Source organism: Streptomonospora nanhaiensis, from assembly GCF_013410565.1.
GTDB lineage: Bacteria > Actinomycetota > Actinomycetes > Streptosporangiales > Streptosporangiaceae > Streptomonospora > Streptomonospora nanhaiensis.
Genome location: NZ_JACCFO010000001.1, coordinates 4464090 through 4480883, shown reverse-complemented (window position 1 = coordinate 4480883; position 16794 = coordinate 4464090). Strand labels below are relative to the sequence as shown.

Below are 16794 nucleotides of genomic sequence, written 5' to 3'. Positions count from 1 at the left end.
CGACAGAGCGGAACATAGCGGACAATGTGTTTCCATTCCGCAATCCCCGCCAAACCAGCGCGCTTATCGCCGAATTTCGCATTACGCCGCGCCGCCGGGCACGGCGGCGGCTCGCACCGGTGGACGGTGGCGGGAGGGGACCGGGAAGGGGCGGGGCCGAGGAGGCGGGGACGGCCGCTCAGGACGGCTCGGAGGCGCGCGGCGCCGACTCCGGCTGGGGCCCGGGCGCGGCGGCCTCCGGCTCGCCCGCGTCGGGGAACACCCACTGCCGGTAGGCGTAGAACCGGAACAGCGAGCCCAGGCCCACGCCCACGACGTTGCCCGCGATGTTGCGGGCCAGCGGGCCGTCGAGGCCCAGCAGGTAGACCGACACCCCCAGGCACGCCAGCTGGATGCCCAGGCCCACCGCGTTGAACAGGAAGAACAGCAGGTACTCGCGGCCCAGCCCGGTGCGCGCGCGGTGCGCGAAGGTCCAGAACCGGTTGCCCAGGAACGCCACCACCGTGGCGATCAGCACGCCCAGCGCCTGGCCGACCAGCGGCGGGGCGTCCAGCACCAGCCAGAACAGGTTGGTGGCCGCGAGCTGCACGACGTAGGCGACCCCGCCGACGGTGCCGAACTTGGCGAGTTCGCGCAGCAGCCGGGGCAGCCGGTCGCGGATCGGGGCGGGCACGGGGGACTCGGTTCCTTTACCCAGGTGGTCACTAGAATTCCGTAGGGCGCCCGTTCGGGCGCCGTGTCAGCCTACCCCCGCCCCGCGCGGCCCACCACCGAACGAATGAGGCACTGTGAGCGAGCATCAGCGGTCCGTCCCCCGCGTCGGCATGGTCGGCGGCGGCCAGCTCGCCCGGATGACGCACCAGGCCGGTATCGCGCTGGGTGTGGACTTCCGGGTGCTGGCGGGGTCGCCCGGCGACAGCGCCGCGCGGGTGTGCGGCGACGTCCAGCTCGGTGACGACCGCGGCCTGGCCGACCTGCTGGCCTTCGCCAAGTCCTGCGACGTCCTCACCTTCGACCACGAGCACGTGCCCGAGCCCGTGCTCCGCGAGGTCGAGGCCGCCGGCGCGGTCGTGCGCCCCGGCCGCGCCGCGCTCCAGCACGCCCAGGACAAGCTGCGCATGCGCACCCGCGCCACCGAGCTCGGCCTGCCCTGCCCCCGCTGGCGCGCGGTCAGCGCGATCGAGCAGATCGAGGCGTTCGGCGCCGAGGCCGACTGGCCGCTGGTGCTCAAGGCCGCGCGCGGCGGCTACGACGGCAAGGGCGTGTGGGTGGTGGCCGACCCCGCCGAGGCCGCCGCCGTGCTGGCGCGGGCCGACGATGCCGGCGTGCAGCTGCTGGCCGAGGAGAAGGTCGCCTTCCGCCGCGAGCTGGCGGTGCAGGTCGCGCGCTCGCCCTACGGCCAGCTCGCGGTCTACCCGGTGGTCGAGACCGTGCAGCGCGACGGCATCTGCCACGAGGTGATCGCGCCGGCGCCGGACCTGCCCGAGGACAAGGCGCTCCGCGCCCAGGAGCTGGCGATCGACCTTGCCCACGCGCTGGACGTGGTGGGCCTGCTGGCCGTGGAGCTGCTCGAGACCGACGACGGGATCGTCATCAACGAACTCGCCATGCGCCCGCACAACTCCGGGCACTGGACCATGGACGGCGCGCGCACCTCGCAGTTCGAGCAGCACCTGCGCGCGGTGCTGGACCTCCCGCTGGGCTCGCCGCGCACCACGGCGCCCTACACGGTGATGGCCAACGTGCTGGGCGGCGCCGACCCCGACGTCTACGGCCGCTACATCCACGTCATGGCCAAGGACCCCGAGGTCAAGGTGCACCTCTACGGCAAGGAGGTGCGGCCGGGGCGCAAGATCGGGCACGTGAACGTGGCCGGCGACGACCCCGCCGACCTGCTGGCGCGCGCCCGCGACGCCGCCGCCTACCTGCGCGGCGACCAGGGCTGAGCCCCGGGCGGGCCGCCGCACCGGCGGCGCCCGCCCGCCGGGGTCAGACGGGGTCCTCGGCGCCCTCGGCGTACATCGCGCGGAAGGTGATCGGGCCGATGACCCCGTCCACGCCGATGCGCCGGTCCCGCTGGAACGCCTTCACCGCGCGGGTGAACCCGCCGTGGTCCAGGGGCGAGTAGCCCAGGTGCGTCAGCGAGTGCTCCAGGCCGTTGACCAGGGCCGGCCGGGAGTCGCCGGCGCGCACCAGGCCGACGTCGTCGGACAGCGCCTCCCACACCGCGCCGTCGACCACTCCGGTGACCGGCAGGCCGCGCGCCGCCTGGTACTCCTCGACGGCGGCCACCAGGTCGGCGTCGAAGGTGGCGATCGGCTCCTTGTGGTAGAAGCGCTCCTCGGCGAGGATCGCGGCGACCGCGAGCACGCGGTACTCGCGGTCGCCCTCGCTGAGGACCACCCACGGGCGGGCCTGGACGGCCTCGGCCACGGCGGGCGGGGTGCGAGGGCCGTCGGCCAGCGCCGCCGGGGCGCTCAGGCCGCCCAGGGCCAGGGCGATCCCGGTGGCGGCCGCGACGGCGGCTGCTCGGCGTTTCGTGGTCATGGCGCCTCCCTCTCGTGTGGCGGGGCATCCATGTGACGCGGGCCACGACCCGCCGGTTGGCGTCGTTCACCCGGTGTTCGCCGGGTGCGCGGCCGGCGCCGCCCGCGCACCCGCCCCGGCCCGTTACCCGGCCGCGGGGAACAGCCACTCCGGCGGCGGCACCGGGTGCTCGGCGGCGCGGCTGACGTCCTCCCACCGCTCCCACTCCGCCATGCGGCCGCGGTAGACGTCGAAGGCGAGGTCGTAGACCATGCCGCCCAGCAGCAGGCGCCGGGGCGGGTCGTCGCTGTCGACGAGGGTGAGCACGGCCTCGGCCGCCAGCCGGGGCTCGCTGTCGGTGGGCCCGGCCGAGGCGTACTGCTCCTCCAGTTCGGCGCGCATGGGGTCGTACTCCGCCATCGGCTGCGCGGTGCGCATCCGGGTGTACAGCTCGGTCCAGTACCCGCCGGGCTGCACGATGCTGACGCGCACCCCGAACCGGGCGGCCTCGGCGGCCAGGGCCTCGCTCATGCCCTCCAGCGCGAACTTGCTCGCGCTGTAGAGCCCTGTGGAGGCGTGGCCGGCCACGGCCCCGATGCTGGAGACCTGCACGATGTGGCCCGCGCCCTGGGCCCGCATCCGCCCGAGGGCGGCCTGGCTGACCCACAGCGCGCCGAAGAAGTTGACCTCCATCTGCGCGCGGGCCTCGGCCTCGGTGAACTCCTCGACGGCGCCCATGCTCAGGGTGCCGGCGTTGTTGACCACGATGTCGACGCGGCCGAAGTGGTCGGCGGCGCGGTCCACCGCCGCGAAGACGGCGGCGCGGTCGGTGACGTCGAGCGGCAGGTCGAGCACGCGGCCGGGGTGGTCGGCGGCGAGCGCGGCAAGGGCCTCGGTGTCGCGGGCGGCGGCGGCCACCCGGTCGCCGGCGGCCAGCGCCGCCTCGGCGAACGCCCGGCCCAGGCCGCGGCTGGCGCCGGTGATGAACCAGACGCGGTCTCGGGCGGGAGAGGTGGTGGTCACGGAATCGCCTCCGGGAAGCTCGCGAGACGAACCGTATCGCCTCTCGTGGTCACCACCATGCGGCATGGACGCCCACTTGTCAAGACGGACCGTCTCGTCTTCGGTTTGGTAGCATCGCGGGGTGAGCACAGAGCGCAACTCCCCCGCGGGCGGCACCGCCAGGGACCGCACCCCCAACGCCGCGCGGCGCAGCGAGGCGTCCCGGCGCGCCATCCTGACGGCCGCCTTCGACCTGGTCGGCGAGGTCGGCTACGCCAGGCTGAGCATCGAGGGCATCGCCGCGCGGGCCGGCGTGGGCAAGCAGACCATCTACCGGTGGTGGCCGTCCAAGGGCGCGGTGCTCTTCGACGCGGTGCTGATGCTGGCGCAGGACCCCGGCGGCGGCACGGCCGCACTGCCCGACACCGGCGACCTCGCGGCCGACCTCGGGCTGGTGCTGCGCGCCACGGTCGACGAGTTCGCCGACCCCCGCTTCTCCGAGCCGCTGCGCGCGCTGAGCACCGAGATCGCCCACGACCCCGCCCTGGCCCGCAGCTACGCCGAGCGGCTGGACGGCCCCCTGCGCGAGGCCAAGAAGGACCGGCTGCGCAGCGCGCAGCGGGTCGGGGACCTGCCCGAGGACCTCGACCTCGACCTCGCCGTGGACCTGATCTGGGGTCCGCTGACCGCCCGCTGGCTGCACCGCACCGGCCCGCTCACCCACGCCTTCGCCGACGCGCTGGTCGCCGCCGCCCTCGACGGCCTGCGCGGCGCGGCCGCCCCCGGGCGGGACGGCACCGGCCGGCGGGAGTGACCCGGACGGGAACGGCAATCACGACATTCTCCGGCAAATGCAATTCGGCGGCCCGGAAATCCACCGGCCGGAAATGGAAAGCGCCGTTCATCCGCGAACCGATTGACGCGTTCGGACGCCTGCGGCGAGAATTCAAGAGGCCCGTTCCGTTCCGGCGGATAACCACCGGAACGCATCCCCGAACCCATTCTTCGCCCCGCACGGGAGTATGCATGCGAACGCTCTTTTCCGCCCTCGCGGCGGTCGCGCTGACCGGCGCCCTCACCCTTTTGCCCGCCGGCGCGGCGCACGCGGCGACCGGCGAGGTCGTCGTGTTCAAGACCGAGGTCGAGGACCTCGACGTGCACGAGAACCCCGCTCCGGGCTGCTACAGCCTGCCCGGCACCGCGCACGTCCTGATCAACCGCACCGACACCGACGTCGTCATCCACGGGAATTCGCTGTGCTTCGGCCCGGGAATTACCGTTCCGCCCAACCGCGGATGGCACGCGCCGCCCGGCGGCCTCGACGGCGTATTCGCATTCTCGGTCCGCTAGGACCGCGAACACTTCCGCGGCGCCCATGTTCCCCGCGCCCCACCGGGCATGGGCGCGGGAACCGCCGTGGAAAACCGGGGGCGGGCGGGCCGCTCCGTCCTTGCGGTCCGCCCGCCCCCGGCCCCTGCTCCCCCGCCCCGTCAGGCGGCGGGCCGCCGCCCCTGAACCGTGTAGAACACGCACGAGGACGCGCGGAACGCGGGGTCGGCCAGGAGCAGCCGCACCCGCGCCAGCTCTTCGTCGGTCATGCCGACGGCCACCAGCCGGTCCCGCAGGTGGCGGGTGTGGTGGGCCTGGAGCCGCGCCCCGGCCGAACCCGCGTCCCACAACTCCACCCGCGGCAGGGGGTCGACCTCGGTGAACCCGGCGTCGCACATGTCGGCCGCGGCGTGCCGGCCCCACTCGGGGTCGCCGCCCGCGGCCCGCAGCACGTCGGCCTTGGCCCGCTGGAACCGCGTGTAGAGGTCGCGGGCGGCGGGGTCGGCCGGCAGCAGCGCGGCGTGGTGGGCGGCGTCGAACTCGTCGACCTGCAGCCAGCCGCCGGGCCGCAGCGATCGCAGCAGCCGCGCCAGCACCGCGCGCCGCTCCGGCAGGTGGGACAGCACCAGCCGCGCGTGCACGAGGTCGTAGGCGCCCTCGGGCACCGGGTCGCGCACGATGTCGTGGCGCAGCACCACCAGGCCGGGCACCGCGGGGATGCGGCCGGGCTTGATGTCGGTGGCGACCACGCGCCCCGAGGGGGCCACCCGGCGGGCCAGCCACGCGGCCACGCTGCCCTGGCCCGCGCCGACCTCCAGGCAGCGCCAGCCCGGTCCCACACCGGTGCGCTCCAGCCGGGCGGTGGTGGCGGGGTCGTAGGCGGCGGCCAGGCAGCCGTGCTGCTCGGCGGCGTGGACGCTGTCGTTGTCGAAGGCATAGCCGGGGACGGGACCGGGGGCGGGGTCCGGAGCGGGCGCGGGCGCGGTCACCGCGGCCCCCCGTCGCGCGCCGGGGCGGCGGGCGCGGCGGGCGCCCCCTCCGGTCTCCCGGCGGCGGCCAGCGCCGCAAGGGTGGGCAGGCAGACCTTGCCGGTGGCGCCGAGCGGGAGTTCGTCCAGCAGCAGCAGCCGCTCGGGCAGCTTGGCGCGCTCCAGGCCGCGGTCCTCCAGGAACGCGGCCAGTCCGGCCAGGGTCAGCGGGCCCGCGCCGGGGCGCGGCACGACGCACGCGCACAGCCGCTCGCCCAGGTCGGGGTCGGGCACCGGCACGCACACCGCCTCGGCCACCGCCGGATGCCCGGCGACCTGGGTCTCGACCTCGCGCGGGCTGATGGTGTAGCCGCCGCGCTTGACCACCCGCTTGATGCGGTCGATGACCCGCAGCGCGCCGTCGGGCTCGATCCGGCCGCGGTCGCCGCTGCGGACCCAGCCGCCGGGGGCGCGGTAGCGGGCGTCGAGCTCGGGGGCGTTGACGTAGCACAGCGGGCTCATGGGGCCCCGCGCCCAGATCTCGCCCTCCTCGCCCGGCGGCAGCGGGCGGCCGTCGGGCCCGGCGATCCGGATGTCGGCGACGGCGGGGTCGGGCGGGCCGGTGACGCCGCCGGGCAGCGCGCTGGAACCGTAGGGGGTGTGGCAGTTCATGCCGTCGGCCGAGCCGTAGACGTTGAGCACCGGGCAGCCGAAGCGCTCCTCGGCGGCCGCGATGACGTCGGCCTCGATCACCGCCGAACTGGTCACCACGGTGCGCAGGGCCGAGGTGTCCTCGCCGGGCGGGCGCGGCAGGTCGGCGATGCGGCGCAGCATGGTCGGCACCGCGAAGAGGTGGGTGGGCCGGTGGGCGGCCACGGCGCGCAGGGCGGCGCGGGGGTCGAAGCCGTCCAGGACGATCAGGGTGCCGCCGAGGCGGGCCAGGGTGACCGGCACGCCCAGCGAGCCGTAGGAGGACGCCAGCGGCACCAGTACCAGGTTGCGCATGGGCACCGAGCCGTCGTGCAGCGCGGCCACGTAGTTGCCGCGCCCGCCGGCCACGGCGTTGTGGGAGTAGGCGATCATCTTGGGCTCGGCCTCGGAGCCCGAGGTCACCAGGATCCGCGCGGGCCATTCGGGGTCGACCGGCGGCCCCGGCCACGCGTCGGGGGTGCCGGGGTCGTGGGCGAACGCGGGCTCCAGCGCCACCGCCCCGGCGGGGGCGGCGCCGAAGGCCAGGACGGACACGGGGTGGGGGAGGTCCCGGCACAGGTCGAGCACCCCCTCGGCGGCGCCGGTGCGGCCGGGGGCGTCGCCGGTGATCACCGCGCTCGCCCGCGACCGGCGCAGCAGCGCGGTGATGCCCAGGCGCCCCCGCATGGCGGGGTAGGGCAGCGAGACGGCCCCGACCGCGGCGACCGCGAGCTCGGCGGCGGCGGCCCGCCGGCCGTTGGGCAGCTGGATCGCGACGATGTCGCCGGCGCCGAGCCCGGCGTCGGCGAGCACGGCGGCGATCCGCCGCACGCGGGCGGCCAGCCCGGCGTAGTCGAGGATGCCCTCGGAGTCGATGACGGCGTCCCGGCCGGGGTGCTCGCGCGCCCGTTCGGCGAACAGCGAGTACAGGTCCCGGTCGGGGCAGTACCCTCGCTCGACCCAGGTGCGGCGCAGCCCCGCGGGCACGAGATCGGTCAGGACGACGCCGTTCTTCGACGTCCAGGAAGCGGTCATACCCGGTACCCCCACGAAAACCCAGCAGGACAGGCCCCTTGGAGCAGGGGCGCACAACACGGCCGGCCGCCGCCGGCGCGGGGCCGCGCCCGGACGCGCCCCGGCGCGCCCGCCGCCGCGCCCCCGGTCAGGCGTGCCCGGCTCATCCGAAGAACTCCCAGGGCGAGCGGACGAACACCGAGCCGTCGCTGGTCAGCGCGCGGGCGAACCGGGGGTCGGCGGCGAGCGCGGCGAGGTCGGTGCCGACCTCGGCGGCCGGGAGGCCGGCGGCGGTCAGGGCCGCGGTGAGGTCGGCGGTGGTGTGCTCGCGGCAGTGCGCGGCCACGGCGGCGGGGAGGTCGGCCGCCGCGGGCGGCGCGCCCAGGGCGCGCAGCAGCTCCGCGGGGTCGCGGCGGGCGCGCGCGGACAGCGCGAGGTGGCCGTCGGCCGTGGCCAGGGGACCCTCCAGCGGCGACCGGCGCGGCCGCCGCCACCGGCGCTGCGCGCCCCGGCCGCGCAGGGCGGTCCGGCACAGCACCAGCGCGGCGTCGTAGAGCGAGGTGTCCACGCGCTGCCCCGAGCCGGTGCGCAGGCGGGCCAGCAGCCCGGCGAGCACGCCCTCCACACAGGTCAGCGCGCCCAGCACGTCGGTCAGCGTCATCAGCGACGGCGCCGGGGGCTCGCCCTCGGGGCGCACCAGCGCGCCCAGGCCGCTGTGCGCCTGCACCAGGAAGTCGGTGCCCAGCAGGCCCTCGGCGTCGGGCGCCTCGCCCCAGCCGCCCGCGTAGGCGTAGACCAGGCCGGGCCGCACGGCGTGCAGGTCGGCGGAGTCCAGGCGCAGGGCGGCGGCCTTGCCGGGCGCCCAGTTGTGCAGGAACACGTCGGCGCCGGCGGCGAGTTCGCGCAGGTCGCGCCGCCCGCCCGCCGTGCGGATGTCGATCTCGACCACGCGCTTGCCCCGGTTGAGCGCGAGGAACCGGGCCGAGCAGTCGCCCGACATCGGCGGCACGCCGCGCAGCGGGTCGCCGCCGGGGGGCTCGACCCGCACCACCTCGGCGCCCAGCAGCCGCAGCAGGTGGCCGGCCAGCGGCCCCTGGACCCGGCGGGTGGACTCCACCACCACCAGGCCGGTCAGCGGCAGGCGGTCGTGGGAGGCCGCGCGCGGGCGCGGCGCCCCGCCGGCGCCGGGCGCGCCCGGGCCGGCCCAGGCCGCGGCGGGGCCGGTACCGGCCATGAGGGCCGCCAGGCCGTCGGCGGCGGCGATCCGCCACGGGCGGTGGGCGTCGAGCCGCTCGGGCGGGGCGGGCGCGTCCGAGCGCACCCGGACCGCGCTGATACCGGCGGCCTCGGCGGCGGCGAGCACGTCGCGGTAGAGGCGGGCCGCCGCCACGGCGTGCAGGTGCGGCGGCAGCGGGCTGGTGGCCGTGCCGAAGCGGCCCTGGAAGGGCGGCCAGCCCCGCGCGAGGGCCGGGGCGTCGGCGCCCAGCGCGGTCCAGAAGCGCTGCCAGCCCTCGGGGTACAGGGTCTCGATCTCGAACCGGACGCCGTCGGCCGAGGTGAACGGCGGCCCGCCCGGGGACACCGCCTCGCGCGGGTCGTCGTCGGGCGCGGTGGCCGCCGCGATGTACTGGCCGACGCTGAGCAGCGCGCCCTGGGCGACGGAGGTGGCCACGCCGCGCGGGCCGGTGCCGCGCAGCCGGCCGAGGGCGGCGGCCAGCAGCCCCTGGACGGCCAGCACCCCGGTGACGGCGGAGGCGTAGTCCACGCCGAGCGGGGCGGGCGCGCCCTGGGCGCGGCCGTGGACGTGCATGATGCCGCAGGCCGCCTGCGCGGTGGCCTCGTCGACGACGCAGACGTCGATCGGGCCCGCCCAGTCGGCCACGCATTCGGCCAGGACGCCCCGGCCGCCGGGGTCGTGGAGCAGCAGCCGCGCCGCCGGGGCCGCGGGCACGCTGGACCCGCCGTGCTCGGCGAGGTCGGCGCAGCCCAGCAGGCGGAGGTGGCGCGCCGCGACGTCGCCGACGGCGGAGTCGCCGCGGTGGGCCGCGGCCATGCCCGCCAGCGGCGCGGCGCCGGTGTCGCGGCCCTGGACGTCGGACACGGTCATGCCCGCCGCCCCTCGCCCGGCGCCCGGCGCGCGCGGCGCGGCCCGACCGCGCCCGGCGCGGCGGACGTGGCCGCTGTGGCGGCCGTAACGGGTCCGGCCGCACGCCCGCGCCGCCCGGCGCAGACCCACGACACCCCCCGGGCCGCGGCGGTGCGGGAGGGCGGCGCGGGGGCGGGCGCCCGGCCGCGGGCGGCGCGGCCCGCCCCAGGGGCCGACACCCACGAGACGCCGCGCGGCCGGCCGGCGGTCGCAAGCCCCGGACCGCGCGGCGCGGTGCCCTCGGCGCGGTCGCGGCGGGCCGCCGCCGGCGCGCCTGCGCACGTATCGGGCGGGACGCCGTCGTCGCGGGAGGCCCGGTGGGCGGTGCCCGGGCCGGCGCGGCGGGCCGACCCGCGGGCCGTTCGGGAGGGGCGGGCGGAGCCCCCGCCTCCCGCGCGGAGCCGGCGGGCGGCGGGCCCCGGGGCGGCACCGCGCTCGGCGGGGGCGCCCTGGCCGGGCGCGGTGCCCGGGGCCGGGCCGGTGGTCCAGTTCTTCCCCGGTATCGGGAACAGCGGGACAGCGGTCATGGGCGGTTGTCTCCTCACTGCGATGTGGGCGGATCGGGCGGTGGCGGGCCGCGGGGGCGGCCCGGTCAGGCGTCGGGGGAGCCGACGAGGCGGCGGCGCAGCTCCAGGCGGCGGACCTTGCCGGTGCCGGTGCGCGGGAGCTCGTCCCACGCCATCACCACCGGCGGCGCCAGCGCGGGGAGGTCCCGCACGGCGCGCTGCCACTCCCCCGCGTCCAGGCGGCCGTCCTCGGTGGCGACCACCGGCAGCGGCGGGCCCTGCGGGGTCCGCAGCACCACGCACTCCAGGACCTCGGGGATGCGGTCGTCGACGATGTCCTCGATCTCCACGCAGCTCATGCCGGGCACGGCGTCGATCTCGCGGTCCAGCACCCGCACGCCGCCCCAGCGGGTGCGCTCGCCGATGTCCTCGGTGTTCCACCAGCCGTCGCGGACCTTGGCGCTCCAGCGCTCCTGTTCGCCGAGGTAGCCCAGCCCCAGCGCCCGGGTGCGGGCCAGGATCAGCCCGGGCTCGCCGCGCGGCACCGGCCGCAGGGTGTGCGGGTCGACCACGCGCAGCCGGGTGCGGGTGGGCACCGGGTGGCCGAGGTCGCGGGTGGTGGGCCGGCGCCCGCCCCGGGCGGCCACGGCCGCGCGGGTCAGGAACCGGAAGGTCAGCGGCCCGGTCTCGCTCTGCCCCCAGCCCTGCATCCACAGCGGCCGCCGGCGCGTGGTGGCGTTGAGGAAGGTGCGGACGGCCGGCGGGTGCATGGCGTCGAAGGTGCTGATGTAGAGGCGGACGTCGCGGAAGACGTCGGTGCGCGCCGCCATCGGCTGCCACCGCACGTAGGTGGCCGGCAGCGCCTCCAGTGTGGTGGGCGGGTGGGCACGCAGGAACGGCTCGGCCGCCGCCGGGGCGTGGTCGGCGACGATCGCGACCGCGCGCGGGCGCAGCCACAGCACGCTGGCGGTCCAGGCGAACGCGCGCCCGTGCACGTAGGAGGTGGCCGCCGCCACGGTGTCGTCGGGCCGGCTGCTCAGCACGGGCCAGCGGTGGGCCTCGAAGCCGATGAGCCGGCGCACCATGGTGGCCGTGGAGTGCGGGACCAGCTTGGGCACCCCGGTGGTGCCCGAGGTGTGCACGATGAGCAGGGGGTCGTCGGCGGCGCGCCCGCGCGGGGCCGACGGCCCCGGCTCGACCTCGGCCAGCGCCGCCGCGCCGGGCGCGGGGCCGTCGATGCTGAGCGTGCGGTCGGCGCGCAGTACCACCCCCGCGTCGGCGGCGGCCTTGAGCACCGCGCGGGTGGTCACCAGCACGGCGGGGCGCAGCCGGTCCAGCAGCACGGCCAGGGTGGCCGGCGGCAGGTGGTCGGAGATCGGCGCGGGCACCGCGCCCACGCGCACCGCCGCGAAGGCCAGCAGGGTGGAGTCCCAGTGGTTGTCCTTGATTACGGCGACGGTGGTGCCGGGGCCGGCGCCCGCCCCGGCCAGGCGGCCCGCCGTGTCGGCCACCAGGTCGGCGAGGCCGGCCGCGCCGTAGGCCGTGCCGCCGTCGGGGGCGATGTCCAGCGGCCGGCTCAGGTGCACGGTGGTGGGGCTGTGCGCGGCGGCCAGCGTGTCGAACAGCGTGGCGGGGTCAAGCCGCTTCATGGTGGTGTCCTTCCGTGGCGCGGGCGGACCGGCGGCGCAGGAGGTCGAGGACGCGCGGCGCGGTGATGAGCGCGGAGGCGGCGGCGCCCTCGCTGCACGGGCGCAGGGTCAGCCAGTCGCCCGCGTACTCCACCGCCCGCAGCGGCCGGCGGAGGAAGGCCGGGCGCAGCCGCAGGGCCTCGGGGGTGGGCTCGGGCAGGCCGTGGGGGAACCGGTGCGGCGTGGCGGTGCGCAGGGCCGCGCGCAGTCCCGGCAGGTAGGGTTCGGCGCGCTCGACGACAAGGTCGGCGGTCTCGGTGTCGGAGGCCTCCAGCAGCTCGGCCGTGGCCTCGGGCGTGGTGATCACCGAGACCAGGCCGCGCCCGGCCGGTGCGCGGCCGGGGTGCTTGCGGTGGTCGACGGTGACCACGTTGACCACGGGATCGGCCGAGGCGGGCACGAGCACCGCGAACCCGCGGCCGTCGGGGCGCGCGGCAAGCGGCCGGTCCAGGGTGAGGCTCACCCGCAGCATGGGCGCGTAGGCGCAGGCGTCGAGGAAGCCGCGCTCGTCGGGCGGCGCGCCCGGGTGCAGCAGGCGGGCGGCGGGGGCAGGCACGGCGAGCACCACCGCGCGGGCGGTCAGGCCGCCGCCGTCCCAGGCCACGCGGGCGCCGCCGGGGACCTCGGCGACCTCGCGCACCGGGTGGCCGGTGGCCACGTCCAGCCCGCGGGCCAGGCGCCGGGCCAGGGTGTCCATGCCGTCGCGGTAGGTGCACCAGGCGGCGGTGCTGCCGGTGGCCGCCAGGTGGGCCAGCAGCGGCGCGGCCGAGGCGCGCTCGGGGCGCCAGCCGAAGAACCCGCGCACCAGCGGCGCGAGCAGGCGGTCGGCCAGGGCGGGGTGGTGGTCGGCGGCGAGCTCGGCGACGGTGCGGCGCGCGTCCGGGGAGTGCTCGGCGGCGTCGGCGCGCACCGCGCGGGCCCGGGCGAGCAGCCGGACCAGGTCCCAGCGGGCCGGTACGGGCAGGCCCGCGCCGGTGAGCAGGCCCAGCGGGCGCCCGGCGTGCAGGCGGGCCCGTCCGTCGTGCCACACGGCCAGGGCGTCGGGGACGCGGGGGACCTCGTCGGGGGTGAGGCCGAGCTCGCGGATCAGCGCCCAGGTGGCGGGGTAGCCGCGCGCGGCGATCATCTCGGCGCCGGTGTCGACCAGGCAGCCGTCGCGCCGCACCGTGCGCATGCGCCCGCCCACCGCGTCGGCGGCCTCCAGCACCCGCACCGAGTGCCCGGCGCGGGCGAGGGCGCGGGCCGTGGCCAGGCCGGCGACCCCCGCGCCGACCACGGCGACGTCGAGGTCGGGGGTCATGCCGCCGCCCCCGCCCCGCCGACCAGGGGCGCGGCCAGGTTGACGGCGGCCAGCAGGGCCACGCTGACGCGGTGGACGCGGATGCCGAGGTTGCGGGCGCGCAGGATGTCGTGGCGGAGGAACCCGATGGTGAACTGGAGCGCGCGCAGCGCGATGACCGGGGCCATGGCCAGCGGGAACCACCACGGCGCGATCCCGGACGCCGCGGCGCCGACGATGATCAGCGCCTCGGCCGCCGACACCGCCCCCACGAAGGCGGCGTTGCCGCGCGGCGACGCCAGGACCGCGACGGTGCGCCGGCCCACGCGGGCGTCGCCGGGGATGTCGTTGGTGTTGGAGTACACCCCGAACAGCAGCGGCCCCAGGCCGAACAGCACGCCCTGGACCACGGCGAACGCGTGGACCGTGCCGCTGAGCAGGCCGTAGGGCGCCACCAGCAGGCCCACGCCCAGGGCGACGAGGAAGACCTCCTGGCCGCCCCGGTAGCTGATCTTGAGCCCCCAGGAGTACTGCACGGCGAAGAACAGGCACAGCGCCAGGCCGGCGGCGGCCCACGGCGGCTGGTGCGGCGCCGCCCACACGGCGGACGCCCACAGCAGGGCCGCGGCGACCGCGGCGGCGGTGCCCAGCCGGACCGCCTCGCGTTCGGTCAGGGTTCCGGCGATCAGCGGTTTGCGGGCGAGCTTGCGGCGGGGGGCGTCGGGGCCGTAGTTGGCGGCGTCGCTGCCGTCGCGCAGGCCGGTGACGTCGTCGAAGGAGGTCATGGCGGCGACCATGCAGACCTCGCCGACCAGCAGCAGGACCAGCGCCGCCCACACGGCGGGCTCGAAGCGCGCGGCCGGGGCCAGCAGGGTCCAGGCGAGGACGAGGCCGAGGTAGTAGTCGATGATGTCGAGCTTGGCCAGCCGGGCGTAGGCGGCGGCCTTGGCCAGCCCGGTGGGGCGGGGCGCCGGTGCGGGTGCGGGTGGGGAGTCGTGGGCCATCGCTTCTCCGCGGAGGTGTCGGCGGCCCGGCAGGGGGCCGCGCGGTCGGGGGCGTCGCAGGGGCGTCGGGGGACGCCAGGGGGACGTCGGGGACGTCGGGAGGCTCGTGCGGGCGGGGGGTCAGCGGGCCGGGGCCCGGGGCCGGCCGGGGGTGCGGGCGCCGCCTCCGGAGGTGCGGGCGGGTATGCGGTCGGGGGTCACCACTGCGGCTCCCGCCGGGGGTCGGCGAAGGCGCACACCGCGTCGGCGACCTGCTCCACCTGCGCGTCGGTCAGGTGCGGGTAGACGGGAATGGAGATGTTGCGGCGGGCGGCGGACTCGGCGTTGGGCCAGCGGTCGCCGGGGGCGGCGTAGCGGGCGAACGCGGGCTGGAGCGGCAGCGGCGCCGGGTAGTAGACGTGGGCGCCCACGCCCCGGCGCTCCAGGTGCCGCTTGAGGTCGTCGCGGCGCTCGGCGAGCAGGGTGTAGACGTAGAAGCAGCGGCCCTCGCGGCCCGGCGGCGGGGCGACCACCCCGCGCTCGCGCAGCGGGGCGAACCGCGCGGTGTAGTAGTCGGCGATCTCGGCGCGCCGGCGCAGCCGGGCGTCGAGGCCGGGCAGCCGGTGCAGCTGGAACGCCGCCAGCACCTCGTCGAAGCGGCTGTTGTAGCCGACGCGGTGGTGCACGAACCGCTGCTTGCCGTCCTGGCCGTGGTTGCGCAGCATGCGCACGGCCTGGCCGAGGTCGGGGTCGCGGGTGACGACCGCGCCGCCCTCGCCGGCCGTGCCGAACGTCTTGACCTGCACGAACGAGAACACGCCCGCCTCGCCCCAGAGCCCGGCCGGGCGCCCGCCGAGCACCCCGCCCTGGGCGACGGCGGAGTCCTCGACCAGGCGCAGGCCGTGGCGCCGGGCGGTGTCGGCGATGCGCGGCATGTCGGCCATGACCGAGAACATGTGCGCGGGCATGAGGGCGGCGGTGCGATCCGTGACGGCGGCCTCGACGGCGGCGGGGTCGGCCACCATGGTCCAGGGGTCGATGTCGGCGAAGACCGGCACCGCGCCCAGGACCGCCACCGCGGCCGCCAGGGGCGCGCAGCCGAACGCCGGCACCACGACCTCGTCGCCGGGGCCGATCCCCATGGCGGTCAGCACCAGGGTGAGCGCGCTGGTGCCGCTGGAGCAGGCCACGACGTCGGCGGCACCCAGCCGCTCGCGCAGCGCGTCCTCGAACGCGGCGGTGCGCCGGCCCAGGATGAACCGCTGCTCGGGGTCGGTGCCCACCTCGCGCACCGCCTCAAGCAGGGCGTCGCGGTCCTCGGCGAACAGGTCCGGGGGGAAGAAGGGGATCACACCCGCTCCCTTCCGGTGTAGAAGCGGCTGATCAGGGCGCAGACGCGGTCGAGGTCGGCGAGCGCGAGGCCGGGGTAGAGCGGCAGCGCCAGGGCCGAGGCGCAGGCGGCCTCGGCGCGGGGGAAGTCGCCGGGCCCGTGGCCGAGGTGGGCGAAGCAGGGCTGGAGGTGCAGCGGCACGGGGTAGTAGACCTCGGTGCCCACGCCGTGGTCGGCCAGGAAGGCGGCCAGCGCGTCGCGGTCGGCGACCTCGACCAGGTAGACGTAGAAGACCGGGGGGTCGCCGTGGGGGCCGGGCGCGTGGTCGGGCAGCCGGAGCACCCCGGGCACGCCCCGCAGCCGCTCGGAGTAGGCGGCGGCGAGGTCGGCGCGGCGGCGGATGTCGTCGGCCAGGCCGGGGAGCTTGGCCAGCAGCACGGCCGCCTGGAGGTCGTCCATCTTGCTGTTGAGGCCGGGCAGGCTGGTCTGGGTCGCGATGCCGGGGAAGTTGTCGAGCGTGGCGCCGCGCCGGCCGTGGTGGCGCAGCGCCGCCGCGGTGTCGGCGATGTCGTCGCGGTCGGTCAGCACGGCGCCGGCGTCGCCGATGGCGCCCAGGGTCTTGGCGGGGAAGAACGACAGCACCCCGCCGGCGCCCAGCAGCCCGGCGTGCACGCCGTTCCAGCGCATGCCGACGGCCTCGGCGCTGTCCTCGACGAGCGTGATCCCCCGGCGGCGGGCGAGGCCGGCCAGCGCGTCGAGGTCGGCGGTGCGCGAGAACAGGTGGGCGGGCATGACCGCGCGGGTGCGCGGCGTGACGGCGGCGGCGGCGGATTCGGGGTCCAGCGCGTAGGTGGCGGGGTCGATGTCGGCGAAGACCGGCCGGCCGCGCGCCAGCGCGACCGAGGTGGCCGTGGCCGCGAAGCTGTAGGCGGGCACCACGACCTCGTCGCCGGGTTCGAGGCCGCAGGCGCGCAGCAGCAGGACCAGGGCGTCGGTGCCGGAGTTGACGCCGATGACGTGGCGGGCGCCGGTCCAGGCGGCGAGCACGGCCTCCAGTTCGGCGACCTTGCGGCCGTGGGAGAACTTGCCGTGGTCGAGCACGTCGGCGCAGTGCGCCCGCACCCGCGGCCACAGCTCGGCGAACGCGGCCCGCTGGCTGAAGAACGGGACGGGCGGCGCGGGCGGCGGGTCCGCGGCGGGCGGGGTGGCGGTGGTGGTCGGTACGGCGGCGGGCGCCCGCGGAGCGGGCGCGGGAGCGGGGGTGTCCAAGGTGCATCCCTGCCGGACGGATCGCGTGCCCGGGGGCACGGGTGACGAGGGCTTGTCGAGGGCGG

14 protein-coding genes are annotated in these 16794 nt (G+C 77.5%); 3 read left to right on the top strand and 11 right to left on the bottom strand.

Features of this window, described 5'->3' with window-relative positions:
• Window positions 1-178: 178 nt before the first annotated feature.
• Window positions 179-673, bottom strand: a complete 495-nt coding sequence (locus tag HNR12_RS19800) for a GtrA family protein (RefSeq protein ID WP_179769007.1) — start codon at window positions 671-673, stop codon at window positions 179-181.
• 115 nt (window positions 674-788) lie between these two features.
• On the opposite strand from HNR12_RS19800, the gene HNR12_RS19795 reads away from it, so the two are divergent.
• Window positions 789-1946 carry a 5-(carboxyamino)imidazole ribonucleotide synthase gene (locus tag HNR12_RS19795; RefSeq protein ID WP_179769006.1) on the top strand — a complete coding sequence of 386 codons (1158 nt, stop codon included), beginning with the start codon at window positions 789-791 and terminating at the stop codon, window positions 1944-1946.
• A gap of 43 nt (window positions 1947-1989) precedes the next feature.
• On the opposite strand, the gene HNR12_RS19790 is transcribed toward HNR12_RS19795, so the two are convergent.
• Both HNR12_RS19790 and HNR12_RS19785 read right to left on the bottom strand, forming a co-directional pair.
• On the bottom strand, window positions 1990-2547 hold the full coding sequence (locus tag HNR12_RS19790; protein ID WP_179769005.1) for a peptidoglycan-binding domain-containing protein: 558 nt from the start codon (window positions 2545-2547) through the stop codon (window positions 1990-1992).
• Window positions 2548-2670: 123 nt separating this feature from the next.
• Complete coding sequence (locus HNR12_RS19785) at window positions 2671-3549, bottom strand: SDR family NAD(P)-dependent oxidoreductase (RefSeq protein WP_308251342.1); 879 nt, start codon at window positions 3547-3549, stop codon at window positions 2671-2673.
• A gap of 121 nt (window positions 3550-3670) precedes the next feature.
• Between HNR12_RS19785 and HNR12_RS19780 the strand changes: the two genes are divergently transcribed.
• Together HNR12_RS19780 and HNR12_RS19775 are read left to right on the top strand one after the other, a co-directional pair.
• On the top strand, window positions 3671-4342 hold the full coding sequence (locus HNR12_RS19780) for a TetR/AcrR family transcriptional regulator (RefSeq protein WP_179769003.1): 672 nt from the start codon (window positions 3671-3673) through the stop codon (window positions 4340-4342).
• A gap of 212 nt (window positions 4343-4554) precedes the next feature.
• Window positions 4555-4878 (top strand): hypothetical protein, encoded by a 324-nt coding sequence (locus HNR12_RS19775; protein WP_179769002.1) that lies wholly within the window; start codon window positions 4555-4557, stop codon window positions 4876-4878.
• Window positions 4879-5018: 140 nt separating this feature from the next.
• Here HNR12_RS19775 and HNR12_RS28625 read toward each other — a convergent pair whose 3' ends face one another.
• From HNR12_RS28625 to HNR12_RS19735, 8 genes are all read right to left on the bottom strand, one after another.
• Window positions 5019-5846, bottom strand: a complete 828-nt coding sequence (locus HNR12_RS28625) for a class I SAM-dependent methyltransferase (RefSeq protein WP_179769001.1) — start codon at window positions 5844-5846, stop codon at window positions 5019-5021.
• Window positions 5843-7549 (bottom strand): class I adenylate-forming enzyme family protein, encoded by a 1707-nt coding sequence (locus HNR12_RS19765; RefSeq protein ID WP_179769000.1) that lies wholly within the window; start codon window positions 7547-7549, stop codon window positions 5843-5845. The genes HNR12_RS28625 and HNR12_RS19765 overlap by 4 nt, the downstream gene beginning before the upstream one ends.
• 142 nt (window positions 7550-7691) lie before the next feature.
• Window positions 7692-9635: a CoA transferase gene (locus HNR12_RS19760; RefSeq protein ID WP_217782665.1), complete on the bottom strand. Its 1944-nt coding sequence runs from the start codon at window positions 9633-9635 to the stop codon at window positions 7692-7694.
• Window positions 9636-10266: 631 nt separating this feature from the next.
• Window positions 10267-11829 carry a class I adenylate-forming enzyme family protein gene (locus tag HNR12_RS19755; protein WP_179768999.1) on the bottom strand — a complete coding sequence of 521 codons (1563 nt, stop codon included), beginning with the start codon at window positions 11827-11829 and terminating at the stop codon, window positions 10267-10269.
• The gene (locus tag HNR12_RS19750) at window positions 11816-13168 is read right to left on the bottom strand and encodes a protoporphyrinogen/coproporphyrinogen oxidase (protein WP_179768998.1); all 1353 of its coding nucleotides are present in this window, start codon (window positions 13166-13168) and stop codon (window positions 11816-11818) included. The genes HNR12_RS19755 and HNR12_RS19750 overlap by 14 nt, the downstream gene beginning before the upstream one ends.
• A complete protein-coding gene (locus HNR12_RS19745) occupies window positions 13165-14151 on the bottom strand; it encodes a UbiA family prenyltransferase (RefSeq protein ID WP_179768997.1) in 987 nt (328 codons plus the stop codon). The genes HNR12_RS19750 and HNR12_RS19745 overlap by 4 nt, the downstream gene beginning before the upstream one ends.
• A gap of 197 nt (window positions 14152-14348) precedes the next feature.
• Window positions 14349-15482: a DegT/DnrJ/EryC1/StrS family aminotransferase gene (locus tag HNR12_RS19740; protein WP_179768996.1), complete on the bottom strand. Its 1134-nt coding sequence runs from the start codon at window positions 15480-15482 to the stop codon at window positions 14349-14351.
• Entirely contained in the window at window positions 15479-16729 is a 1251-nt protein-coding gene (locus HNR12_RS19735) for a DegT/DnrJ/EryC1/StrS family aminotransferase (RefSeq protein WP_179768995.1), read from the bottom strand. Before HNR12_RS19735 ends, HNR12_RS19740 begins: the two co-directional genes overlap by 4 nt.
• Window positions 16730-16794: the final 65 nt, after the last annotated feature.